This is a genomic window from Mesorhizobium sp. CA12, assembly GCF_020165255.1.
Taxonomy (GTDB): Bacteria; Pseudomonadota; Alphaproteobacteria; order Rhizobiales; family Rhizobiaceae; genus Mesorhizobium.
Genome location: NZ_JAIUHT010000019.1, coordinates 1 through 23,385, shown reverse-complemented (window position 1 = coordinate 23,385; position 23,385 = coordinate 1). Strand labels below are relative to the sequence as shown.

General features: G+C 61.5%; 25 protein-coding genes. 8 read left to right on the top strand and 17 right to left on the bottom strand.

The window, feature by feature from the left end:
- Positions 1-45 precede the first annotated feature (45 nt).
- Positions 46-843 carry a peroxiredoxin-like family protein gene (locus LB520_RS24900; protein WP_411969946.1) on the top strand — a complete coding sequence of 266 codons (798 nt, stop codon included), beginning with the start codon at positions 46-48 and terminating at the stop codon, positions 841-843.
- On the opposite strand, the gene LB520_RS24895 is transcribed toward LB520_RS24900, so the two are convergent.
- From LB520_RS24895 to LB520_RS24885, 3 genes are all read right to left on the bottom strand, one after another.
- Positions 827-1,732: a LysR family transcriptional regulator gene (locus tag LB520_RS24895; RefSeq protein WP_140847209.1), complete on the bottom strand. Its 906-nt coding sequence runs from the start codon at positions 1,730-1,732 to the stop codon at positions 827-829. The two genes, LB520_RS24900 and LB520_RS24895, sit on opposite strands and share 17 nt — an antisense overlap.
- A 266-nt stretch (positions 1,733-1,998) precedes the next feature.
- Positions 1,999-2,745 (bottom strand): GGDEF domain-containing protein, encoded by a 747-nt coding sequence (locus tag LB520_RS24890; protein WP_224549181.1) that lies wholly within the window; start codon positions 2,743-2,745, stop codon positions 1,999-2,001.
- Positions 2,746-3,003: 258 nt separating this feature from the next.
- Positions 3,004-3,708: a thermonuclease family protein gene (locus LB520_RS24885; RefSeq protein WP_224639722.1), complete on the bottom strand. Its 705-nt coding sequence runs from the start codon at positions 3,706-3,708 to the stop codon at positions 3,004-3,006.
- A 208-nt stretch (positions 3,709-3,916) separates the two neighbouring features.
- On the opposite strand from LB520_RS24885, the gene LB520_RS24880 reads away from it, so the two are divergent.
- A complete protein-coding gene (locus LB520_RS24880) occupies positions 3,917-4,450 on the top strand; it encodes a hypothetical protein (RefSeq protein ID WP_224639721.1) in 534 nt (177 codons plus the stop codon).
- 32 nt (positions 4,451-4,482) lie between these two features.
- Here the strand turns inward: LB520_RS24880 and LB520_RS24875 are convergent, their stop codons facing one another.
- The 10 genes from LB520_RS24875 to LB520_RS24830 all read right to left on the bottom strand — a co-directional run bounded on the left by LB520_RS24875 (position 4,483) and on the right by LB520_RS24830 (position 12,564).
- Positions 4,483-5,040: a hypothetical protein gene (locus LB520_RS24875; RefSeq protein WP_140636269.1), complete on the bottom strand. Its 558-nt coding sequence runs from the start codon at positions 5,038-5,040 to the stop codon at positions 4,483-4,485.
- Positions 5,037-5,612 (bottom strand): L,D-transpeptidase, encoded by a 576-nt coding sequence (locus LB520_RS24870; RefSeq protein ID WP_224639720.1) that lies wholly within the window; start codon positions 5,610-5,612, stop codon positions 5,037-5,039. The genes LB520_RS24875 and LB520_RS24870 overlap by 4 nt, the downstream gene beginning before the upstream one ends.
- Positions 5,599-6,762: a CpaE family protein gene (locus LB520_RS24865; protein WP_224639719.1), complete on the bottom strand. Its 1,164-nt coding sequence runs from the start codon at positions 6,760-6,762 to the stop codon at positions 5,599-5,601. The genes LB520_RS24870 and LB520_RS24865 overlap by 14 nt, the downstream gene beginning before the upstream one ends.
- Positions 6,759-7,391: a TadE/TadG family type IV pilus assembly protein gene (locus tag LB520_RS24860; protein WP_224639718.1), complete on the bottom strand. Its 633-nt coding sequence runs from the start codon at positions 7,389-7,391 to the stop codon at positions 6,759-6,761. Before LB520_RS24860 ends, LB520_RS24865 begins: the two co-directional genes overlap by 4 nt.
- Positions 7,385-7,882: a TadE/TadG family type IV pilus assembly protein gene (locus LB520_RS24855; protein ID WP_224639717.1), complete on the bottom strand. Its 498-nt coding sequence runs from the start codon at positions 7,880-7,882 to the stop codon at positions 7,385-7,387. The genes LB520_RS24860 and LB520_RS24855 overlap by 7 nt, the downstream gene beginning before the upstream one ends.
- Positions 7,883-7,886: 4 nt before the next feature.
- The gene (locus LB520_RS24850; RefSeq protein WP_224639716.1) at positions 7,887-9,386 is read right to left on the bottom strand and encodes a TadE/TadG family type IV pilus assembly protein; all 1,500 of its coding nucleotides are present in this window, start codon (positions 9,384-9,386) and stop codon (positions 7,887-7,889) included.
- A gap of 61 nt (positions 9,387-9,447) precedes the next feature.
- A complete protein-coding gene (locus tag LB520_RS24845; RefSeq protein ID WP_224639715.1) occupies positions 9,448-9,750 on the bottom strand; it encodes a hypothetical protein in 303 nt (100 codons plus the stop codon).
- On the bottom strand, positions 9,737-11,182 hold the full coding sequence (locus LB520_RS24840) for a type II and III secretion system protein family protein (RefSeq protein WP_224639714.1): 1,446 nt from the start codon (positions 11,180-11,182) through the stop codon (positions 9,737-9,739). Before LB520_RS24840 ends, LB520_RS24845 begins: the two co-directional genes overlap by 14 nt.
- Before the next feature lie 53 nt (positions 11,183-11,235).
- Complete coding sequence (gene cpaB, locus LB520_RS24835) at positions 11,236-12,246, bottom strand: Flp pilus assembly protein CpaB (protein WP_224639713.1); 1,011 nt, start codon at positions 12,244-12,246, stop codon at positions 11,236-11,238.
- A 111-nt stretch (positions 12,247-12,357) separates the two neighbouring features.
- Complete coding sequence (locus tag LB520_RS24830; protein ID WP_224609043.1) at positions 12,358-12,564, bottom strand: Flp family type IVb pilin; 207 nt, start codon at positions 12,562-12,564, stop codon at positions 12,358-12,360.
- Between the two features lie 498 nt (positions 12,565-13,062).
- Between LB520_RS24830 and LB520_RS24825 the strand changes: the two genes are divergently transcribed.
- From LB520_RS24825 to LB520_RS24800, 6 genes are read left to right on the top strand one after another with little or no spacing between them, the layout of a single operon-like run.
- The gene (locus LB520_RS24825) at positions 13,063-14,442 is read left to right on the top strand and encodes a CpaF family protein (RefSeq protein WP_224639712.1); all 1,380 of its coding nucleotides are present in this window, start codon (positions 13,063-13,065) and stop codon (positions 14,440-14,442) included.
- Positions 14,442-15,413 carry a type II secretion system F family protein gene (locus tag LB520_RS24820; RefSeq protein ID WP_224639711.1) on the top strand — a complete coding sequence of 324 codons (972 nt, stop codon included), beginning with the start codon at positions 14,442-14,444 and terminating at the stop codon, positions 15,411-15,413. The genes LB520_RS24825 and LB520_RS24820 overlap by 1 nt, the downstream gene beginning before the upstream one ends.
- A gap of 8 nt (positions 15,414-15,421) precedes the next feature.
- On the top strand, positions 15,422-16,378 hold the full coding sequence (locus LB520_RS24815; protein ID WP_224639710.1) for a type II secretion system F family protein: 957 nt from the start codon (positions 15,422-15,424) through the stop codon (positions 16,376-16,378).
- Between the two features lie 52 nt (positions 16,379-16,430).
- Complete coding sequence (locus tag LB520_RS24810) at positions 16,431-16,976, top strand: tetratricopeptide repeat protein (RefSeq protein ID WP_224639709.1); 546 nt, start codon at positions 16,431-16,433, stop codon at positions 16,974-16,976.
- The gene (locus LB520_RS24805; RefSeq protein ID WP_224639708.1) at positions 16,973-17,518 is read left to right on the top strand and encodes a prepilin peptidase; all 546 of its coding nucleotides are present in this window, start codon (positions 16,973-16,975) and stop codon (positions 17,516-17,518) included. The genes LB520_RS24810 and LB520_RS24805 overlap by 4 nt, the downstream gene beginning before the upstream one ends.
- Positions 17,519-17,536: 18 nt before the next feature.
- Positions 17,537-18,526: a phosphatase PAP2 family protein gene (locus LB520_RS24800; protein WP_224639707.1), complete on the top strand. Its 990-nt coding sequence runs from the start codon at positions 17,537-17,539 to the stop codon at positions 18,524-18,526.
- Between the two features lie 265 nt (positions 18,527-18,791).
- On the opposite strand, the gene LB520_RS24795 is transcribed toward LB520_RS24800, so the two are convergent.
- The 4 genes from LB520_RS24795 to LB520_RS24780 form a co-directional block, all read right to left on the bottom strand.
- Positions 18,792-20,039, bottom strand: coding sequence for an ABC transporter substrate-binding protein (locus LB520_RS24795; RefSeq protein ID WP_224639706.1), 1,248 nt, complete (start codon positions 20,037-20,039; stop codon positions 18,792-18,794).
- A gap of 230 nt (positions 20,040-20,269) precedes the next feature.
- Positions 20,270-20,881, bottom strand: a complete 612-nt coding sequence (locus tag LB520_RS24790; protein WP_318012136.1) for a lytic transglycosylase domain-containing protein — start codon at positions 20,879-20,881, stop codon at positions 20,270-20,272.
- A 254-nt stretch (positions 20,882-21,135) separates the two neighbouring features.
- Positions 21,136-21,504, bottom strand: a complete 369-nt coding sequence (locus LB520_RS24785; protein ID WP_224639705.1) for a hypothetical protein — start codon at positions 21,502-21,504, stop codon at positions 21,136-21,138.
- A 72-nt stretch (positions 21,505-21,576) separates the two neighbouring features.
- Positions 21,577-23,385 (bottom strand): type I secretion C-terminal target domain-containing protein (locus tag LB520_RS24780; protein ID WP_224639704.1); only part of this gene is annotated, 1,809 nt, incomplete at its 5' end.

The following is a 23,385-nucleotide window of genomic DNA, read 5'->3' as shown; positions in this document are numbered from 1 at the left end:
CGTCGCCTCGGGTCAGCGAAGAAGACACAGATCTGGCATGTGTCGATGCAGGTGGGGCATCAAATCCATGCAGGAAAAACATGGCAACTGCCGAGGGGTTACGGTGATAGGCTGTGTGCGAGGTATGAAAGTGCAGACATGGCCGCCGACGACCAGGGAATGACATTCGAGCAGTCCGTGCAGGCAGCCATCGAGCTTGATGCGCCTCTCAATGAACGGCTGGCGGTGGTTGCCGCGGCGGTCCGCCGCCTAAACTCGGAGTTTGCGGACGCTGTAGATCGACTGGTGGAACGCCTGGAGAAGCAGGGTGCCGGAGCGGCGGCGCCAAAGCCCGGCGATGTCATGCCGCCATTCCTGCTGCCTGACGACGAAGGCAGGCTGGTTGGCCTGGCCGACATCCTGCTCCAAGGGCCCGCTGTGATCACCTTCCAGCGCGGGCATTGGTGCCCTTACTGCCGTTTGAACGCGATCGGCATCGTCGAAGCGCAGCAGGAGATCGCGGCATTGGCCGGGCAAATCGTGGCGATCATGCCCGAGCGAGGCAAATTCGCCAGGGCGATGAAGGCCGCGGTTGGCGCAAGCTTCCCCTTCCTGACCGATATGGACAATGGCTACGCCCTGTCTCTTAACCTGGCAATATGGATCGGAACCGAGATGGAGCGGTTGATGGGCGTTGCCTATGACCTCCCAAGCTACCAGGGCAACTCCAGCTGGTTCCTGCCGATCCCGGCCACATTCGTCGTCGGAACTGACGGGATCATCACCGACCGCTTCGTCGATCCGGACTACCGCCGTCGCATGGACATCGACGACCTGATCGCGGCGCTCAGGCGGGCTCGCTGACGCCAAAGGATGACCAGTCGGCCGCTCGCAAGAGATTGAGCAGCGTCGTCGCGACAGGTGCGCGCTGCCTGCCGGCGACCGCATAAACCGAAACGATCCGCGAGACGTCCAGATCGCGAAGCTTGAGCCGGCGGATGTTCGAGGATCGCGGTGCAGTAAGCGAGACAAAGCCAACTCCGGCATTGGCCTCAAGCAGCGCAAGGAGATCCTGATCGGTCTCGACTTCATGCGCGGTCCGGGGAGTATACCCTTTAGCGGAAAGACAACGCGCTAGTTCCTCGCTCGTCTCCCAATCGATCCGGCTGAGCACAGGTTCGGCGGCGAGCTGAGCCAGCGCGACATCAGCCTCATTTCGCCGGGCGAGCGGGTGATCTGAATTTACCGCGAGTTCGATCCCTTCCTGGAACAGAGGCCATACGTCCAGGCGGTCCCAAGCCTGTCCAAGGGGGCCGGCAATCGCCAACTCTACTTCACCGCCCTTTAGCGCCTCGATCACAGCCGCCGGCGAGCCACGGTGGATTTTGAGATGCACACCGGGATAGGCCCGAAAGAGCTCGGTGAACGGCGAAACCAGCAGCGCAATGTTGATGCTGTTCGAAATGGTCACATTGAGCGGCGCAACATCGCTGCTTTGCACAGCCTTGGCCAATGACTTGGCGGAAGTGGCCGCGTCATAGCATTGTTGCAGCAAGGGCAGCATCCGCCGTCCAAGTTCCGTCAGGTGCGAGTGCTGACGCTCTCGCCGGAGGAGCTCGCCACCGAGTTCTTCTTCAAGCGTCTTGATCGCGCGCGTAAGCGCCGGCTGAGTGACGTTGCATTCCTCGGCCGCTCTGGTGAAGTTCAACGTGTTGGACAGGGCCAAGAAATAGCGGACCTGCTGCATCTCCATGAATTTTCGCCCCCTTCAGCGAAATTCGATTTCTTCAGGAACAGCTAATTCGCGGCCATGCTAGCGGAAATCCAAGCAAGGTCGAGGGGTGATTTGCTGGGGTTTGCCCGCAAGACAATTGTCCAGCAGGGTCACCTTGGTCGGTCGTCACAATGCTAGAAAATATAGTGTAAAGTATTGTTTTTATTGAATTAGCGGAAGTTCAATCCTCACGCAGCACCGGCTTTCCGAAACATCTGGTGGGCGTGTCGGGCGATCGCGCCGGCTCAGTTGGTGACATGCGACAGCCGCAGGCCGGCTTCGTCCGGGATCTCGGCCATGCCTTCCTCCGCGAAGCGGAACATGTCCTCGAAATCCAGCTCCCGCTCGAAAATGACGCCGCCGACTTTGATCGCAAGCACGTCCTTGTCGCCTTTCGGCGCGAAGTAGATCTCGCCGACTGTGCCGCGAATGCGCTCGCCGACGTCCTTGGCGTCCTCTTCGCTCGCGCCCGGCAGGAAGACGCCGAACATCGAGGTTCCGATCCGGCCAATCAGATCGTCCTTGCGCACCGCGGATCGGATGGCCGATGCGATCAGCCGCAAGGCCTCGTCGCCCCATTCGAGACCGAAACGCAGGTTGATCGATGCCAGATGTTCCGGATGGATGACCAGAAAGGCGCCGGAGCGCGGACCGGCCGGTCTCTGCGCCCTCCGGTCGACCATCGAGGTGAACACCTTGCCGTTCAGGCAGCCGGTCAGCTGGTCGTAGGTGCCGGATCTGGTGAGTTCCTGCCGGTAGCGGCGGATCTCCACCTGTTGCCAGCCGAGCAGGGCAAACAACGGCAGACCGATGACGATCGGCACGATGATTGCCGTAATTGCCCCGCGGCCGAATGGCGTGAGGCTGTCGCTGAAAAGCAGCAGGTAGTTCAACCCGAGCGAAAGCGCGACGCAGGCGGCGGTGCCAAGCGCGGCCAGCAAGATGAGGTGCTTCCACGTTTGAACCGGCGCGGTCGGTGTTTTCGCAGTCAAGGGCCAATCTCCTGTTCGACGCATGGCATACAGGAGGTCCGTTACGATTTCGGTGTCAGGGAAACGTACAATTTGATGCAAGTCGGCATGTTCTCCATGGCAAGCGCCGGATCCGGCACACCGGCGGCCGCGGTCGGTGGCTGACGACCTGCCAGGTCGTCGGCCCAGTCCCGGTTTTAGAAGTGCTGAACCGCCCTGACCATTCTGCTTTCACGCAAGTGCGCGAGGGGAGCGGCCACCGGCTTTCCCGCGGCAGCACTATTGCGGTGGGCCGAAAATGCCCATCCGGGCGGTCCTCGCCACCACCTCCGCCTTGCCGTAAATGCCGCTGCGAGCGGCCATCGCCCAGCCGTTCGAAACCAGCCAGGCGCCGACATCCTGCGTGCCGAGCGCGCAGGGCGCGGCGATGGCAAAACGGTCGACGTCCGGCGGCAGGAGGCATTTCAGCGCCCGCCCGCGCAGCCAGGCGTTGAAGGCGGCCTGCGCCCGCTGGCCGCAGGGCCAGGCGGTGCCGTCGAATATGCAGGTCCTGTCGGGGCTTATGTCGACCGTCCCGCTGATGGCGACGGTGCGTCCCATGGCTTCGACGACCGCCGAGGAGGTCGCGACGGGACGGAAAAGCAGCGTCTCGCGCCAATCCTGCGGCATAGGCGTCTGCGGCCGCTGCGCAAGTCCGAGCTCGCTAAGCGGAGGACGCGGTTCGATGCGCTCGATCCCGGATGGGTCGAGCGGCGGCGGCGCGATGAGGTCCTCGGCGATCTTGCGCGCCGGCCGGCCTGGCCGCGCGTCATGGATCGGGCCATGGAAGGCCGGCTTCAGGTCGCCGGGGTCCTGAGCCGGTGCGATCGAAGTGGGCGGCAGCAGGCGGCCACCCTCGACGATCAGCACCATGCCTGCGATCAGGCCGAGACCGCCGAGCGCAGATGCCAGCAGCGGGCGGCCGGACGGGCTCACCTGGTTCACGCGTGGACCCTCGCGGGATCGTGCCGATAGCCGGCGGTGCGGCCCGAGCCCGACCCGTTAGCTCCTGTCGACATGGCGCCACCCCGACCGCTGAATCGGACCATACATTAGATGTGAGCGACATTCCTTGAAAAGCAAGGCGTTGCGTTAAGTCTCGCGCAACCAATGCGGCCTAGAATCGGCCATCGGATGTCGAGGGGATGACATGATGCGCAAGCCGATACTGCTTTTTGCCTTTCCGGCCCTGGTGCTCATTTTGCTGGCGGCGGAGCGAGCGGCGGCGCTGCTTCTCGGCTTCTATCCGGCGAGCCCCGCTGCGTGGCACGCCTGGCTCGAGCTGCGGCCGTTCTCGACCATGTTCTGGCAGCAGGTGCACGTCTATCTCGGCGGATCGATGGCGCTCGATGCGGCCGTTATCGTCCTGGCGGCAGGCGCCTGCTGGATGATTTGCCAGGCAAAAAGGTCTGCCGGCTTCTTCCTCGCCAATCACGCCGCGCTGATCTTTGCAGGCAAGATGATGGCGCTGAGCAGCCAGGCCGAGACGGCAAGCACGATCGCCGCCTTCACCGTGCCGAACGGCTGGCGCTTTTCGCTTATGCTCGACTTCAGCTTGAAGAACAGCCTGGTGCTGTGCCTTGGTCTCGCGGCATGCGCCTACTGCCATGTCGCGTTTCTGCGCGAGGCAAAGTTGCGTGCCGAAGCCCGCGCTGTCCGCATGCTTGCGCTGCAGCGCGATCTGTAACCTGCCGGTCCGGGCGGCGAAGACCCGCCTGCTCAATTGATCTTCTTGTAATAGACCTTGCCGTCGGGCTGCTGGATGCGCTGGTAGGACGGGTTGGGCCCCGGAGGCGCGACCTTGCGCTTGAACGCGGGCTGTCCGTCTCCGGCGCCAGCGTCTCCGTCGGCCGCGGACGCATCCGCCACCGTGGTGTTGTCGAGCAGGGCCGGCTCGGCCGCGCCGGGCGCCGGCTCGCTGGCGGCGACGGGCTGGCCTTGCTCAAGCTTGGCGATATTGCCGTTGATCCGGCCGAAATTCGCCTGCAACTGATGGTCCAGCGTCTCGAACCGGCTCTGGAAACCGTTATTGACGGTGTCGATGCGCGCGCCGATCCGCTGCTCGAACTGGCCGAGCTGTTCCAGCCGCGCCTCCATCGTCTTGAGGTCGTTGACGCCGCGATAGAGATAGACCGCGGCCGTCACATTGACGACGGTGACGAGCAACGCACCCACCGCCACGACGCCGATCAGCCTGGCCCGGCTGGGCTTTCCCGGAGCGGCTTCCCTGTGACCGAGTTCGATTGCCGGGACGTCCGGCTCGCTGATCATCGTCATTCAACCACCACCTTTGCGCCCACCGCGACGCGTTTGAAAAGATCGATCACATCGGTGTTCGTCAGCCGGAAGCATCCGGACGTGCCGTCGAAACCGACGCCCTTGGGATCGTTGGTGCCATGAATGCGATAGAGCGTGTCGCGCCCGTCGCGCGACAGATAAAGCGCCCGGGCGCCGAGCGGATTGTAGGGACCGGCCGGCACCATCGCCGGCAGCTCCGGCCGGCGCGCGCGCATTTCCCTGGGCGGGCGCCATTCCGGCCATTCGGTCTTGGAAGCGACCTTGACCGTTCCGGTCCAGCCGAAGCCGTCGCGGCCGACGCTGATCTGGTAGCGCAGCGCATGCCCCGCTGCGGTCACCAGATAGAGCGCCTTCTCGTTTTTGCGGATGACGATCGTGCCGGGCTGCTCACGGGTCTCGAAGGCGACCGCCTTGCGCAGGCTGGGGCCCATGGCCGGCAGCGGCGGCAGGCCCGATCCGGCTTGCGCCAAACCGCAGGCCGACGCCAGCGCGATGCCGATCAGGCCGGCCGCGGCAAGACGCCCGACGATGCGAAGTCTAGCGCTGGGCATTGTCCAGCCGTTCCTTGAACATGCGCTTGAGGTCCTTGTTGAAGCGCGCGCGTCCGTCCACCTCGGAAGGCAGGATGGCGCGGTTCAGCGCGTCGGCCAGAAGCGCGTTGTCCAGCGCCAGCGACTTGATATGCGGCGCCTTGAAGATCTTCTCCAGCTCGCTGCGCGAGAAGTGGTTGCCGAACCATTTGCGCTTGTGCTTGTTGGCGACCAGCGTGATGCTGACCTTGTTGCCGCGCAACTCGCGGATCTTCTTGTAGAGCCGCTTGCCTTGTCTCAGCGAAGCGACGTTGAGCTCGAAGACGATGAAGATTTCGTCGCTCGTGCGCAGCACCGAATCGTGCCACGGCGTCTCGATGTTGGGCAGGTCGATGACGATGTCGTCGAAGCGGTAGGCGACGAGATCGAGCAGCCTGAAGACGAAGTCGGAACCGCGCGGCTCGAACGGCAGTTGCGGCCGCTCGAAGGAATAGAGCGTGAGGCCGGAGGGCCGCGACAATTTGATGACGTCCATCAGCTCGACGTCGAGCCGGTCCGGCTGGCCGATGATGCCGGAGAGGTCGAACTGGTTGAACTGGTTGAGATAGGCGCCGCAATTGGCGCTCTGGAAGTCGAGATCGACGAGGCAGGTCGAGGCCGCGCGCTCAGCCGATTTCGAAGCGAGATACTCGGCCGCCGAGATCGCCAGCGTGGTGGCGCCCGCGCCGCCGCTGGCGGCAATGAAGGTGATGATGCGGCTCTTGGTGCCCTGGCTGCCGGTGTCGTGGAAGGTGACGGCGTTGAGCAGCTCCTTGGCGTCGAGCGGCTTGTGCAGCCAGTCGGACGCGTTCATTCGCACCAGGACGCGCGTCTGCTCGGAGGTGAGCTCGTCGGAGATCGCGATCAGCGGCACCGACGCCCAGGCCGCGCGCGCCTCGACGATTGCCGGATTGCCGAGCAGCTCGCCATTGGCCAGATCGAGAATGATGATGCCGGGCCGGCTGTCGACAGGCGGCCCTTTGAGGAAATCGGCCGCGTCCGAGACATTGACGTCATAGATCGCCAGCGCGTCGAGCCGCGTGGTGACGTCGCGTTTGAAATTCGCATCGCCCGAAAACAGCGCCACCTGCTTGCGTTTGGTGGGCAGGACTCTGGTGTCGATGGCGTTCATGGGAAGGTACTCTTCAAATCTTCGCCCGTGACCGTGCTCAACATCGAGGGCATGGTGATGTTGTTGAACCCGAGCAGACCGGCCAGGAAGAAGAACTGGAATTGATGATTGACGATGCTGACCGTGATGGTCGGGACGGGACCGTTGGGCCGCGTCCAGTAACCGAGGCCGGAGGCGGCGTATTCGATCCGCACCTCTGACTTTTCCAGCATCGGCAGGAAGTCATGCATTCCAGCACGGTTGGCGGTGCCGTCATAGATCGCGTCGAACGAGGTTTGGCTGGCATTCGCGGGTAGGCACGCGCCTCCTCCGATACTGCAGCAAGCGACACCTGCTGCGCTTGCAGTGCAGACATAATCATACGTGCCGGCTGGCACTGCGGTTCCGACTTTGGTTACATCGCTCTGCGTTAGCGTCTCAGATGGAAGGCCGAGTGCTACAGGTGTAGAAATCTGCGCCAGCCTTGCGCCGGCTTGCACCGCTTTGTTCCCTGCATTCCATTGGTAAAAGGCGTAGCCGAAATCGACGAAGCCAAGCAGAAGCGTTAACAGCAGCGGCATGGCTATGGCCGCTTCGACCATCGTCGCGCCGCATTCGCTTGGCCAGAACCTGCTTCGCAGCATCACCATCCGAGGACGCGCTCCTGATGGAATACGGTCAGGTTGAGTTGAGGAAAGCCGAGATAGGACCACAGCCCGAGATTTGCGTACGGAAATGTCGTGCTGACCTGCACTACATCGACGTTGGCCGTGGTGCTGAGATAGAATTCGGTGCCGGTTGTGGGATCGACCGCTTGAGTGGAGAATGACTTGATGATGGTGACCTCGCCTACGGTCCATCCGGTAACCCTTGCGCTGCCGCCGGTCACAGCGCCGTTCACGGCAAGGTTTTTTGCCAATCCCGAGCAAGTATCCCAATCGCTGCTGCAGCGCGCCATATAGCGAGCCGCGTCCCTGACGCCGGCATCGAGGAGCATACGAGTGTTCAGGATGTTCCCGAATTCGAAGACGCCGGCCGACAACAGCAACACGAAAGGCGTCACAAGAGTCATTTCGACCAGGACAGCCCCGTCGTCGTCGCGCTTGAATCGCTGGAGGATTTGTTTGAGCGCGGTCAGCATGGCTCTACCGGTAAAGCTGCGCTTCGTTCCGAAACGCCTTGTCAACAAGAGTGTTGTTGGCAAATGCGCCGTCGACATCGACGATCTCCAGGCTGATCGGTTTCTCGCCGGCTGATGGGTCTTCGGGATCCTTCGTATTGTCCTGCTTCTGAACCGGAGTGTTGACGAACACGCTGACGTAGCCGTCTGGTCTTAACTGGATATGGCCATTGATCTTTGCCTGGTTCGCTATGCAGTTCACGATTGCCATGTTTAGCAGACGGCGATCAGGGTCGGGCGTCGGTGTGCTGCCCTTAAAGCAGGATGGTGTTCCGCTTTCCTTTGTCGGCGCCTTCGACTTATCACCGACGAGTCCGTGCGCTATCTCATATTTATAGACGTCATATCGCGATGCTGGAGCAGTCTTGGAGCCGGTCGGATTGGTGGCGCTTGGGACATTTGGATAGGTCGTTCCGTGATTGACAGACCAGTAGGTGCTCCAGAAGCTTTGGGCTGTGATTGGGTCAGACATGCCCTTTGTATCGTTGTAGTTCGTTCCAGGAGGAAGAGGCAGCGCCGTGCCGTCGGCTACCGGGTCGTATTTGCTGCAGCCGGTCTTCTGGCCTTTGCGGACATTGCTCGCTGGACGATAGTTGAAGTCCTTGTTGTTCTTGTTCAGTGAGCCGCTGTAGAGATCGAACCGGGTGTTCAGCCCGGTATTCACCTGGCCGAGGGTGACGCCGGTCTTCGTGGTCAGCGCGTCCCGGCTATAGCAGGTGCCAGCCGTGCCCATTGCAATGGCATCGCGCAAGGATGTCAGGTTGTTGTCGATCAAGCCGAAATTGCCGGGGCCAGGGTTAGAATCGACCTTGAGTACGCGAAATTCGCGGCCATAGGTATCGCCAGAGGCAAAGGCCTGCTGGATCGTCTTGCTGGTCCCCGGCGTTGTCGTTTCGAACGGGTTGCACATGAAGAGCGGCACGGTTTCACATATCGACTGTTTGAAGCCCGCGACGGCCTGCGGCCGGATATCCATCGTGCTGCGGCTGGACATGCTTACAGGAAAGACGCTTTCGAAGGTCCCGGCACCCGCGGCATTAAGCGTCACCACGACCAAACTGACAGCCGTCGGATCGGTGCTCGCCCAGTTGACGCCGTTCGCGTCGACACCGTTGGCGCCAAGCGCCGTGCTATCGCTGGTGGGTATCCCGGTTAGATACGCCACACTGATGTCGGCGCGCGCTATCTGGTGGCTGCCAGCCGTTGAAAAGAGCGTTGTGTTGGCGACCAGATTGTTGATGGCGTTGTTGGCGCGCGTGATGCTATCCGCCCTGCCATCGAGTTCCGCCGCGCCAGCCAGCGCAAGCGCGTCGACGCCTTTTTGCAGATCGCTGTGCAGCCCGTTGGCGCGGCTCATGTCGATGGCCAGCAATGCAAAGCCGATCAGAACCGGCAGCATGATGGAAACGAGGATCATCGCTATGCCGCGCTGATCGTTCCAGAATTCACGAATGGTCCTCAACATGATCTTACTCTCTGTTCCATTCGTGCCAGACGTCCTCGCTCGCCTGACGAACCGCATCCCTCTACTTCGCTGCGCTGGTCTCGCTCGACGGGCCGACATTGACTGTCATGTTGGTTGCCGGCGCGGACCCACCTGGCGGAAGCTTGTATTTCTGAACCACCCCAACGGACCGCGCCCCGTTGCCCTCGATCTTCGTGTTGTTTGAAGCCGGGTTGTACGGGTCGACCGTCTGCAGCAGCTGATTGGCTTTCTGCGAGTCGCCGGAAGCCAGCGTCATCGTGTCGTAATTGTGCAGATAATCGGCCGCGCAGCCCGCGAGCAGGCCGGTGCAGAGAAGCGCGAGTAGGAGCTTACTTCTTGACATAGACCAGCTTGTCCTTCGATTTCACATCCAGCATGTGGCCATAGGGCCCGGTGACGCCTTCGCCGTGCTCATACATGCGGATCATGTCCTTGTTGACTTCGAGCTGACCGAGCAGCATGAGCTCCGGATCGTTGGCCGGCTTGGTCTTGTCGAAAGGCGTCGCCAGTTGCTCGCCGGGCCTCACGGGGCGCACGAGATGCGGCGTCACGATGACGACCAGCTCCGTCTCTTCCTTCTGCGTGCTCGAATTGTGGAACAGCGCGCCGATGATCGGCACCTGGCCGAGCCACGGCACCTGGTCTTGCTGTATGGTGTTCTTGCTGGAAAGCAGGCCGCCGACCGCGAAGCTCTGGCCGTCGCGCAGGTCGACCACTGTCGATAGCTTGCGGTTGGTGAAGATCGGATCGCCGGCAGCGGTGAAGCCGGTCAGGTCGCTGACTTCTGGCGCAAGCTTGATGTGGATCTTGCCGTCGTCCAGCACCACCGGTGTGAAGTTCAAATTGACGCCGAATTGCTTGAACACGATCTCGACTTCGCCTTGCGCATTGACGCTGCGCACCGGCACTTCGCCGCCAGCATTGAAACTGGCGGTTTCGCCGGAAACCGTGGTGAGGTTGGGCTCGGCCAGCGTGCGGACCACTCCCTTCGCCTCGAGCGCCTCGATAATCAGGTCGACTTTGATGTTGCTGTCGATGATGCGTGTGATCAGTGCCGCGAACGGGTTGGTATTGGACAGAAGGCCCGAGACCAGGTCGCCCGCGCCCAGTTCGGCTCCGTCCTTATCTACCGTGCCAATGCCCGTCCCGACCCGCGTAGTGCCCCTGCTATTCCTACTTCTGAAGGACACGCCGAGGTCGCGGCCGGCGTTGCGCTTGGCCTCCAGGATGCGCACCGACAGGTTAACCTGTTCGCTGTCGTCGATCGTCACGGCGTTGATTATGGAGTCCGGGCCATATTGCTGCGTGACTTCCACAATGGATGCCAGCGTCGCGGCGTCCTTGACATGGCCGCTCAGGCGCACTTTGCCGTTGATCGAACCGATCTCGATGCGGGCCTTCGGTGCCACCTGGCGAATGGCTACCGCCATGTCGCTGACATCTTGGCCGACCTCGATCTGGATGGCGCCCAGCGAGCGCTTGTCCTCGGAAAACAGATTGACGGTAGTGGTGCCGACACTCTTGCCGATGATGTAGAGCGTCTTGTCCGTCATCGGTTGCGCATCGGCGATCTTCTCGTCGCCAACCACGATGTCGCCCAAGGTAGCGTTCACCTGGATCGTGGCGGATTGGGAAATGGGCACGAACACGCGATGCAGCGACGGGCTCGACACGTCGATGAAGCGGTCGGCCGCCGCAGCCGGATGGCCGGAGATCGCCGATACGCCCAACACGGATAGCGCGGCCGCCGCTATCCTGACCCAAAACCCCTTCATTCCCCGTCTCCCCGCTTGCTGCCCAAGGGCAGCCTCCGCCGCGCTGACCCTCGTCAGTCTTGTCGCGGCACTTCGTATGATTCGAGCTTGACGCCCCGGAACACTCCGATCGTCGCCAGCTTCGGCGGCTCCGGCTGCACGTATTTGACTACTTCCTTCACCGGTTGCGGCGTGGCGACCGCCGGCGCGGGCTTTGCCTTGCTCATCTGGTCGAGTTGACTGCCGACCCGTTCCACCGCCTTGGCGAGGCCGTCAATCCTTTGGTCGGCCTGTTTGCGCGCCGCTTCCTCCGCAGCCTGCCTGTCCAGCTCGGCCTGGCGCTTGGCGACATCCTCAGGCGTGTCGGCGGTTAGATCCGCCAGGGTGATCCTTTGATTCGCCTCACCCTTGCTGCCGGCAGCCTGGCGCAGGGCCAGGGACAACTGCCCGGCGCCCGCGGCCAAGGTGAGCTTCTGGGCGTCCTTCGTGCTCACTTCCACAGTTACCGCTTTGACGACAGTCGGATTGTCCTTGGTCGCATCGGCGACCTGGTCCACGGCAAGCACCTTGACGCTCTGCAGCAACACATCAACGAAACTCTTATCGGCGCCGTCATTGTCGCGGACCGTTCGGCTCAGCAGGACATCGACGCGGTCACCGGGGAAGACGAAACCGGCGACGCCGAGCACGTCATTGACCCTGATGGAAACGGCTTTCATGCCCTCGTCTAGAACCGCCGAAAGCGTGGCCCGCTGTCCCGGGCCAGTGATCTTCGCAGCGAGAACAGGTTCATTGGCGCTGATGGACTGCAGCGCCTGGCGTGCACCGTTGCCGGCCATAGCTTCTTTGACTGTCTTGAAGGCGCCTGCCGGCATCGCTCCGGCCGGCCATGCAATTTCGCGTAATTTGTCGGCGCTCAGCGCGTCCCCGAATTTCAGCGGCACCGCCGCGACCACGACCGTGCTGGCCTGCACGCCGTTGGCCATAGCGTTGCGTTGCCCCGCTAGCCAGATGTTGACAAGCACGACCGCCAGAACGCCGAATATACCGGCAAGCACAACCATGATGAGTGTATTGGCGCGCATTTCCCAAACCCCTTGGACCCGCCTTGGCGCTTGCAAACTCGGGCTAAGCCCGAGTTTGCAATGTCAGTTTGGCCAGGCCTCAGGGTCGTCCCCGGGCTTGGCCATTTCCAGTTAGCAGGTCATGCCTACGCCGTTGTTCGGGTCGGTCGCCAGATTGGTGCACAGTGTGCTCCACGCATTGGTGACATAGACGCCGACGGCGATGATGAACGTGATCACCGCTGCGGTGATGATACCGATCAGAATCGAATATTCGACCATGGCAGCGCCGTTATCGTCGTCGCGGAACTGCCGGGCCATCGTCATGAGCTTCTTCACGCCAATTTCTCCCTTTGAGAGGTTTGAACCCGACGAGACAGAGCCAAGGATGAACCCCATACCCAAGCATCCCCCGTCACGTTCAATCCTAGGTCTCGTAAAAAAGCCGAGTCAAACGGATTAACAGTCCCTTAACCTTTCAATACTCGTTCAAACGCTTTCTGAATTTTGACAACAGCTTGATTCGCCTCATTTTTCAAGTGATCTTAACCATTCGTTCACAATTCCGCCGCAGCCATACCTCTCGGCTGCCACATTAGAAATAATGCATATCTCAGTATATCTAACGGTTTATCGACCAATGTCGGCCGTGTGCCGCCAAAGGTCGTAGGACGTTAGTCGGTGCACGGAACGCAGGAGAAAATAAAACGATTTTCCGAATATCCATCTCTTAACTATGTCGCAAGTATTATACGTTGTGTAGCCTGCAGGCCGCTTGTGCCGCTCGTGGTTAACGCTTAGTTTCCATTTGGGGAAAATATAAGGGGGGTAAGCGGCATGTTGGGTCGCTTCATCAAAGGGCCGAGCGAACAGAAGATACTGGCGCCGGTCGTCGTTGCGCCGAATGGAACGGCCGCTGCTCCCGCGGTAGAAGCCGAGCCACAGGGCAACGATTTCCTGACCCTCAAGGTCGAGCTCCATCGTCATCTCATTGACCGTTTCAACTTGACGGCGTTGGAAAGCGCGTCAAAGGACGAGATCCTGAATGAGATTCGGCCGATCGTGCGCGAATTCGTGCGGGGCCGGAACGTCCCTTTGAATGCCCGCGAGCTGGATCAGCTGACCGGCGACACCGCCGACGAGATGCTGGGGCTCGGTCCGATCGAGCCTCTGCTCAAGGACGACTCGATCACCGATATCATGATCAACACCCATGAGCGCGTGTTCATAGAGCGTCGCGGCATGATCGAGCAAACTGCGATCCGCTTTCGCGACGAGGCGCATCTGCTGCGGATCATCAACAAGATCGTCTCTAATATCGGCCGTCGGGTCGATGAATCCTCGCCGATGGCGGACGCGCGCCTCGACGACGGCTCGCGCGTCAACATCGCCGTGCGGCCCGTTTCGATCGACGGCCCGCTGGTCTCGATCCGCAAATTCTCGAAGAATCCTTATTCGCTGGAACGCCTGATGGCGTTCAACTCGATCCGCCAGCCCATGATCGATATTCTGCGGATCGCGGTGCAGGCGCGAAAGTCGATCCTGGTTTCAGGCGGCACCGGTAGCGGCAAGACGACGCTGCTCAACGCGCTGTCGAGCTACATCCCATCGAAGGAGCGTCTGGTCACTATCGAGGACGCGGCGGAACTGCAACTGCAGCAGCCGCATGTCGGCCGGCTGGAAACGCGTCCTCCCAATGTCGAGGGCAAGGGGGAGATCCGTCAGCGCGAGCTGGTGAAGAATGCGCTGCGCATGCGCCCCGACCGCATCATCGTCGGCGAGGTTCGCGGCGAAGAGGCCTTCGACATGCTGCAGGCCATGAACACCGGCCACGAAGGCTCGATGACTACCATCCACGCCAACACGCCGCGCGACGCCATATCGCGCCTGGAGCAGATGGTCGGCATGGCGGGAATGCCGATGTCGCACGACTCCATCCGCGCGCAGATCGCCTCTGCCCTCGACATCATCGTGCAGACGCAGCGTCTTTCCGATGGCGGCCGGCGCGTGATTTCGATCTCGGAGATCACGGGCATGGAGGGAAATGTCGTCCAGTTACAGGAAATCTATCATTTTATCAGGCGCGACGTTGCTGCCGATGGCACGATCGTCGGTGAGTTCCGCGCCACCGGTGTTCGCCCGCGCTTCGCCACTGAGGCAGCTACGCTTGGCCTTCATTTCGCCAAGGATGCCTTCAATCCGCAGGTGGCGATGTGATGCTAACGGGACAGACGCTTCTCTATTTCATCTATGTGGTCGCGGCCGCCTCCGTCATCCTAGCCGGCGAGGCATTCTACCTCTCTCTCACACGCCGGCGCTCACAGCGGTTCGCCGTCAATCACCGGCTTCGCCGCCTCGCCGACGAGGCGCCCGCGGAGCAGACTCTGCAAAGCCTGCTGCGCGAACGCGGCCTGACTGGTTCGGGAGACTTCGCGTCCAGCTTTATCTGGTTGAACCGGCTGTACACCCGGTCCGGCATAACCGGAAACCCGATGACTTTCGCGGTGTCGTTCCTTCTCGCCGGTTTAGGGCTGGCACTGCTTGTCTGGTTTCTGTTTGGTGTCTCGGCGCCGGCAGCTTTCCTCATCTTCTTGGGGGTGGGATTCGCATTGCCGCTGCTTTTCCTGCGGCGAGCCTGCAAAAAGCGGATCCTGAAGTTCGCCGGGCAATTGCCCGATGCGCTTGACATGATCGTTCGTTCGCTCCGCGCCGGCCACCCCGCTTCGGTCGCAATCGGTCTCGTCGCACGCGAAATGCCCGATCCGCTTGGGACGGAATTCGGCATCGTCGCCGACGAAATCACCTTCGGACTTAGCATGGAGCAGGCGGTGCGGAAACTATCGGAGCGAGTCGGCTTCGAGGGTTTGCACCTGCTGTCGGTGTCGCTTTCGATTCAGGCCAAGACGGGCGGTAATCTCACCGAGATCCTCGCGAACCTGTCATCCGTCCTGCGCGAAAGGCGGAAACTTGGATTGAAGATCAGAGCGCTCTCGGCCGAGGGGAGGGTATCGGCATGGATCATCTCGCTGTTTCCTCCCTTTATGTTCCTGATTCTGATGCTCGTGGCGCCGTCCTATTATGGCAAGATCTGGGGTAACCCGATGATCCTGCCGGTATTCTTGTCATTCGGGAGCTGGGCGCTGCTTGGCACGTACATCATGTATCGCATGGTCACTTTCGATTTCTAGGAACGGCCATGAACCTGCTTTCGAACACGAACGACCTGACCTTTCTGGTGTCCCTCGCCGTCTTCGTGGCGGCGGTGACCTTGTTCCTGTTTGCCGCGCTGGTTTTCCTGCCCGCGATGCAGACGCGCAGGCTGGTGACGGACAGTCTCGTCGGTGAGGGGTCCGTGGATCGCCGCTCGATCCTGGGACAGGACCATCTCGTCCGGGCCGCGGCGCAAAAACCGGTCGATGCCTACTTCAGATCCATGGAGAAGGAGCGCAATGAGCCCGATGCTCTCGAAGCCAAGCTTTTTCGCGCCGGTTTTTATGGCGCGAGCGCACCGCTTATCTACACGCTTTGCCGGCTGGGGGCGGTCGCCATAGGTTTTCTGCTTATGTATGCCCTTCTGTCGAAGGTACTTCCGGCGCGTTTGCCCGGCATCTTCGCCTTTGCGGGCGCGGGTCTGATCGGCCTCGGCTGCATCGTCATCCCGAGCATCATGCTCGATCGCTTCGAGAGAAAGCAGAAGCAAATCTATCGCCGCGCCTTTCCCGATTTTATGGATATGATGATCACCTGTGCCGATGCCGGCATGAGCCTGGAGGCCGCGGTCGAACGGGTGAGCCAGGAACTGGCGGGCACGCACAAATGGCTGGGCATCCAACTTACGATCATGAATCTCCAATTGCGGGCGGGTAAGCCGTTGCGCGAGGCATTGCGTGAGCTCGCCGATCGTATCGGGCTGGATGAAGCGAAGGCGCTGGCTGTGCTGTTCCGGCAATCGGAAGAGCTCGGCACCAGTCTCACCGACGCCCTGCGCGTTTACAGCGCCGAGATGCGCGATCAGCGGATCCTGCAAGCGGAAGAACGTGCCAACTCCTTGCCCGTCAAGATGACGATCCCGCTTGGCCTCTGCATCTTCCCCGTGGTGCTGATGATCATTATGCTGCCGGTTATCATTCGCATGAAGGGCATTTTCTTCTAGTGCGTCATATGATTAGATTCTAAAACAGAGTCGGGGACTCGTGGGACACTCAATGACAAAGCGCCTCGCAGTCGCGACCAGCCTGCTGCTGATCTTCCTGGCCGGATGCCAGACGCACGACACCACCGGCGGGGTGGTCCGCACCAACGAGCCGGCCAAAGGCGACTACACGGCCTTCGGCGATACCTTCGACGGGCTGAAGACGATAAGCGATGTTGACTACTACGCCTCCGACCAGGCGGTCACCGAGGCCAAGACCCAGTTCCGTTCCGAGAACTACGGCAATGCCGGCGCTCTGTTCTACAAGGCAACCAGGCTGGCCCCCAACGATGGCGTCGCCTGGCTTGGCCTCGCCGCCTCCTGCGATCGCATCCGCCGTTTCGACCTGGCCGACATGGCCTATGGACGAGCCTACCGGCTGCTCGGCGCGACGCCGGAATATTACAACAATCTCGGCTATTCCTATCTGCTGCGCGGCAAGCTGCAGGACGCGCGCAGCAACTTCCTCAAAGCCTATGAACTGGCGCCGAACGATCCGACCGTGGCCAACAATCTCAAGCTGCTGTCATCCAGCGTCAGGAACATAGAGCGGTCATGACCGTTTTGCTGACCGCGTCACTTGTGTTCAAGGCGTTGGCGATCCTGCTGCTGGCAAGAATTGCCTGGACGGATTTCACCACGCAGCGGATATCCAACCGTGACGTGCTGCTGCTGCTTTGCCTCGGCCTAGGAGCTTTGCAATTCCAGGCGTTGCAAACTCATTCATGGCTGGAAATGGGAATTAGCGCCTTCGGCGGCGCCGCGCTATTTCTTGCGCTTTTTCCGTTCTGGCTTTTGCGCAAGATTGGCGCCGGCGACGTCAAGCTGATGAGTGTAACTCCGTTTTTGGTGGGCGGGAGCAATCTCGCGGTGTTTTCCGTGTTCCTGCTGGTGTTCGCGGTCGCCACGGCTGCTTTGGTCAAGAATCCTTTCCTATTGCCGGCGGGGATGTTTCGCCACTACGTGCAGCATATGGACCGCAAGGGCGTCGTGCCGTTCGGCGTGCCAATTTCGATGGCGGCGATCTGTGCGATGGTTTTGCAGATGTATCACGCTGTGGTGGTTGCAACCAGTTCCGGAATACTTGAGCAACTCAACTGACAAGGCTGAGGCGTCGCGGTGCGCAGTAGCGAGTTCAGACTGGCTGCAACGATAGCAACTGTTACGCTGGCCTTCTTTGTTGTGGACTTTTTCTTTTTCCGACGCTCCAGCGTCATTCTCGATTCGGACAATTGGTTCGAAGTGGCCAATGTTATGATGGTGCTCGCGGCAATCATTGTCGCGATGATGCTCGTGGAATGGCGAATTGATAAAGACAGGTCGCGGACGGGGCGATTAATCGCGGCCAGTGCCATTGCCGTCCGCTCGCTTGCCAAAAATGCCTGCCTTTTCGTCCCAATGAGCTTTGCGTCGGTCTGGTTCATGTATCTAGCTTCCGCTACTGACAGGCCGCTGATGGACCAAACATTGGCAGCGCTAGATGCAGCGATAGGGTTCGACTGGCGCGCCTTTCTCGATCTCACGAACAAGCAGCCGTTGGTGGCAGGAATGCTTGTTTTCGCTTACCACGCGCTCGCGCGGCAGCTACCGCTTCTGTTCCTTTTGCTGGCCTTTGCAAAGCGTCTTCGTCTTACTGAGTTCATCGCCCTGCTGGCGGTTTCATCGGCGGTAACCGCTATCTTGATGTCGCTTGTGCCGGCGGCCGGAGCCTATGCGTATTTCCAACCGAGACCAATCGACTTCAGCAATTTCACGGTACGAGCGGGAATGTGGCACTTCACCGAGCTAATGAGGCTACGATCGGGAGAGCCATTTAATCTACTCGTGACGAGGTCCGAAGGTCTCGTCACTTTCCCGTCTTATCACACCGCACTCGGCATCATGGTCGTCTACGCGCTTCGAGACTACCGCTGGTTATTCTGGTCTGTAGGGTGCCTGAATGCCGTAATGATTGTCAGCACACTTCCGGAAGGCGGACATCACCTAATCGATGTGATTGCCGGTGCAGTGGTTGCCGTTGCTTCCATTGTTGTCGTCAGGACGATCGCCTCTTATGATCGTGGGGAGGCCCTTGCCGCTCCGGCAGTTTTTCCACTAACCAAAGGTTGACGATCTGCGCTCCTGCGGCGGAAAGGCAAAAAGCTTCGACGGCTGACTGCCGGCTCATTTGGCAGCTATGTCAGGTGCCGGTTCCATTGCCGCACCGGCTTCTTCTTGATGACAGGCACAGACGACGGCTCGTCGGACACGGCCGGTCTTGGCGCCTCAAATATCAGCTGTTCGATGAGCGCGACGGCACCCGCTGCCACGGCGCCAGCGACGGCTAGGATAAGAAGCTTTCTAAGAAGATCCAACGGCCCTCACTCAGTGAAATTCAAAACCCCGACGTCGACTTCTCCACCAGCTTAAGCTTACCCTTCTCCACCTTGAAGAACGGCATCGACCTTTGGCTCGAGCCGTCGGCGCGGAAGCGGAACAGGCCGGTTGAGCCGCGGAAGCCGCTGGCGTTTTCCAGCACCTGCTTGCTGAAGCCGTCGGGGCCGGCGGAGCTCGCGATGCCCGCGCTCAGCGCCACCACGTCGTAGGCATAGGCCACGTTGACGTCCGGCTGGTAGTTGTAGGTCGCCTTGAAGCGGTCGGCGATCGGGCCGGTCTCGCTCTGGTCGAGCGTCGCGATATAGGCGCCTTCGTAGAGCGGATCCATCGGGCGCTCGAGCCAGCGGTCGGTGCCGATCAGCGTCACCGCCTTGCCTGGAATGCCTTTGGCCTTCAGCGCCGCGAGCACGGCGACAGGGCTGCCGTCGCCGCAGGCGACGACCACGGCGTCGGGCGCCTCGACCAGCGAGCCCATGTCCGACACCACCTTGGTGCCGCCGTCGCTCGCCGAATAGGGCAGCGTCACGGCAAGCGTGGCGCCATAGATGCTGAGCGCGTTGGCCACTCGGGATTCAATCGGGCTCGAGTCCGCGCCCGAAGGCACCAGCAGCACGAATTTCCTGGCGCCCTTGGCGGCGACCGCCGCCGCGCCCGCCGCAGCACTGTCGGCTTCGCCCAGCCGCACGGAATAGACGCCGGGGCCGCCGGCGAAATTGTCGGCCAGCGCCAGCACCGGCGGCCGCTTGGAGCCGGAGAGCTTGGCAAGGTGCTGCGCGGCCGCAAGCTCGGCCGGCCCGATGATCGCCTTCGCCGTGCCCGAGGTGATCGCCTTCACCGCGAGGTCCTTGGCGTAGGAGCTGTCGCCGCGCGTATCCTCGATCGTCAGCGTCAGCAGCTTGTCGCCGAGATCGGCCATTGCGAGGCGCGCGCCGTCATACATTTTCCGGCCGTTCTCGCCCGCGCTCCCGGGCGCCGAAAGCGGCAGCAACATGGCCACCTTGGTCGGCCCCGTGCCGAGCGTCAGCTGGGCCTTGGCGGCGGCGGCCGAGGCCGGGCCGGCCGAGGTCACGCTGGCCAAGGCCGCACTGCCTAAGGCCTGGCCGCTTGCCTGCTGGGCGGGCGCCGCGGGCGCGCCCGCCTGGCCGGCGGGTGCCGCTATCGCTGACGGATCGAGCACGTCCGACGCGCCGCTCTTGGACTGGCATGCGCACAGCGTCGCGACGAGGCCGAGAGCGAGAGCCCCCAATGCATGTCGCCCAAAAGTGGTCCCGGTTTTGGGGAGACGACATGCATCTGACAAAGACCTGAAGCGCGCCGCAACGATTCGTTTCGGCGCGGCGCGCTTCAGGTCCGGATCGTGCCGCTCACATTTCATTTGATGCTTCCATCCATCTGCCGCCAGTATTCGCCCCGGTCCGCCTTCACTTCTCTTAACGTTTGCCTGCCCGGCCGTCCCGCGATTCTTGCATCATGGCTTCAGCCGTCGAACAGCCGCGCTCTCAGCGCCTGTATCGTCCTTGCTTGCGCCGGGCTGCGATAGTCGGCGCATTTCATGTAGCGCGGCCCCGGCACGAACGATCGTCGCACGCAGACGCGTTTCTCCTCGCCGGCGGCGGACAAGCCGATCGTCGAGACGTCGGAAAATCCGATCGTTGCCACCGGCAGCGGCCCGGCCGCGTCGAGCCCCTCCCGCGCCAGGATCGCGCGTGCGCGCCGGCAGTAGTCGACAGAGCGGACCGAGAAGCGGGTTTCCCCATGCCCGGCGCGGTATTTCATCACAGTGGTGCAAAGATCGCCCGCGGCGAGCCTGTTTGCCTGCGCCAGATATCTGACGCCGAGCGCGATGTTGATGGCCGGCTCGCCAAGCTCGTCGAGCGAGCCGCGAAAGCCGAGCATCCGCGCCGTTGTCGGCATGACCTGCATCAGCCCGACCTCGCCGTCGGCGCCGCGCACGCCGGGATCGAAGCCGCTTTCGATCTCCATCACCGCATGCGCCAGCACCGGCTCGAGGCCGTAGAGCGACGCATGGCAGGTGGCGAATGCCTTGAATGTCGCGCGCGTCCGCTCGGGCGCCGCGTCGCAGCGCACAGGCTGCGTCCCCGACGGTTGCGGTCGTTCCAGCCAGTTGGCGTGGACAGGTGTTTGCCCCAGGCCGAGCAAGGCGACCGCCAGGGCAACTCCAAGAACACTGCGCAGCGGTTTTCCGCTCGCACTTGCGTCAAGACAAAGAGATGGACCGTTTCGCCGTTTCGGTGAAACGGCGGACCGGTCCAGCGCGATCGCCTTCGCCGGTTCTCCGTCGGCCACCATTGCAGCCAGCCGGCGTCCGCTTGCCCGTCAGCTCAGTGCATGTACTCGACCATGCGGTCGTGGAAGCACTCGCATTTGTTGAGCGTGTCTTCGTCCTTGTAGTTCGTCTTGAGGTAGCCATAGGCCATGCCGCAGGCGACCTTGGCTTCCGAAGCCCAGACGAAGGCGGGACGCGACGAGTTGATCCATTCCGGGCTGTTGGCGACGGCGACCGATTCGTCCATCAGCTTCACCACATGCTCCTTGAGCTCGACCATGTTGTCGGTCAGCACCAAGTCCGACGTGCCCACAGTGCGGCAATAATTCACCGCCGGCTCGCCGATGATATCGGCGGCGAACCCCGTCGACCCGGCCAACAACAGCGCCGCGGCCGAAGCCAGCAATCTTACGGAATGTTTCATGTAAACCCCTCTCCGAATTGCGAATTCATGCTTTGCTTATGCTTAACATGGAAGCGTGGTAGCGCATAAGTGCTAAATGGTGGCCGTGTGCTGTGCGTGGTTCGTGTCGTCGTAAAGGATGTTGATCGTTCCGGCGGCAGGTCCGTTCGTCAGCTGGGCCACATCTACGAAGTTGGTGCCGCCGGCCGTGCCGTTGGTGTCGACACTCAGCGTCTTTGTGCCAGCGTCATAATGCACGTAGTCGGCGATGTTGCCTCCCGGTGCTGTCTCGAACAGCGAAGACAAGTCGATCTTGTCGCCTTCGGCGCCACTGTAATCGGTGATGAGATCCTTGATGTCGAGGTGGTCGAGCCTGAACGTATCGGCGCCGGTGCCGCCTGTCAGCGCGTCCTGGCCAGCGCCGCCGACGAGGAGATCGTTGCCGGACCCGCCATTGAGCGTATCGTTGCCGGCGCCGCCGACGAGCGTGTCGTTGCCGCCCGCTCCACTCAAATTGTCGACTCCGGCTCCACCATACAGCATGTTCCCGACATCGTTGCCGGTGATGGTGTCGTCGAAAGCAGACCCGATGATATCGGGCGCCGCCGCCGTCGACGTGTAGATATGCGAAGCGCCGGCGGCGTCCGCCGAGTGATCCGCAATCGGGTTCCCGCTCAGCGTCACGCCGATCAGACTTGTCGCCAGGTCACCGTCCGCGTCCACGATCTGGATCGGCAGATTGAAGTTGACGGGGTTGGTGCTCTGAACGGCTGCGCCGAACCCGGTGATGGCGAAGTCGTCGCCGCTCGTGTTCAACAATTCCAGACTGTTGTAGCCGTCGGCCGTGAACGTTGAGACGGAAACATGGTCGTCCATTATACCTGTTATCTGAGCGGCATAATGAACTGCGGCGGTGGGATCCACATCGACGAAGTGAACCGTGTAGGTTCTGTCCGTCAGCCCACCCGGACTGCCAACCGTGTATGTCGTTGCGTTGGTGCCGATGGTCGCGAAATCGACGATCTGCGTCTGCCCGTCATACGCGATCGCGACCGACGTGACCGAATCGAGCGCACCATCCCCAACGACCTTGTTGTTGTCGGTACCCGTCGTGGCGTTGTCGTCCTTCGCCGTGATTTGAAGAACGGTGTTGGTGTTTCCGTCGCCAAAGGTGAAAGTGGCGCCGTTGGCGGTATAGTGGTTATCGAACACGTGGTCGCGGTTGGCGAGGACGCCATATCCGCCGGCTCCCATCGTGTTGCCGGTCAAATCCTGGACAAAGTCCACCCGGATGCCTTCGCCCGCACCGATGTTCTGCCCGCCGGCGCCGCCGCCGACGCCGAAGGAGTTCGCGTTCCCGTTGATGGTCGTGCCGGTGCCGAAAGGCGTGAAAAGCACGTCCTGCGAATTATCGTCGACCGGGGCACCGGAGTTCTTCTGACCATTGGGCACGAAGCCGGCCCAGGCGCCGTTACCGCCGTCGAAATCATACGTCCCGTTAGAGAACGTCACTTGCGTCAGGCTGTCGACCGTTCCATTCATGTCAACGGAATAGCTGGCACTCTGGGGGTCGAGGGTGACGGTGAACACCGCCAGGCCGTTAGCATTTCCGTACAGGGTATGACCGTCCGCAGATACATCGTAGATGATGTGGGCGCCGCCCGAAGTCAGGCCGCTGTCCGCGCCATCGAGAGACGCCGCGAAAATCGCCGTGCCGGCACCATCCGCTCCGTAGTTGTTGGACAGCGAGTGGTCTACATCCAGAGCAAACGTAACCGGAGCGCCCGCGCTATTCGACAGCACCGCGTAGTCCGGCGAGACTGCTGTCGGGCCGTCATCGAGGAAGGTGACCGCGCCGCCGATGTCGATGGCGCCGGTCGAGGCGCTGTCGCCGTCGGCATC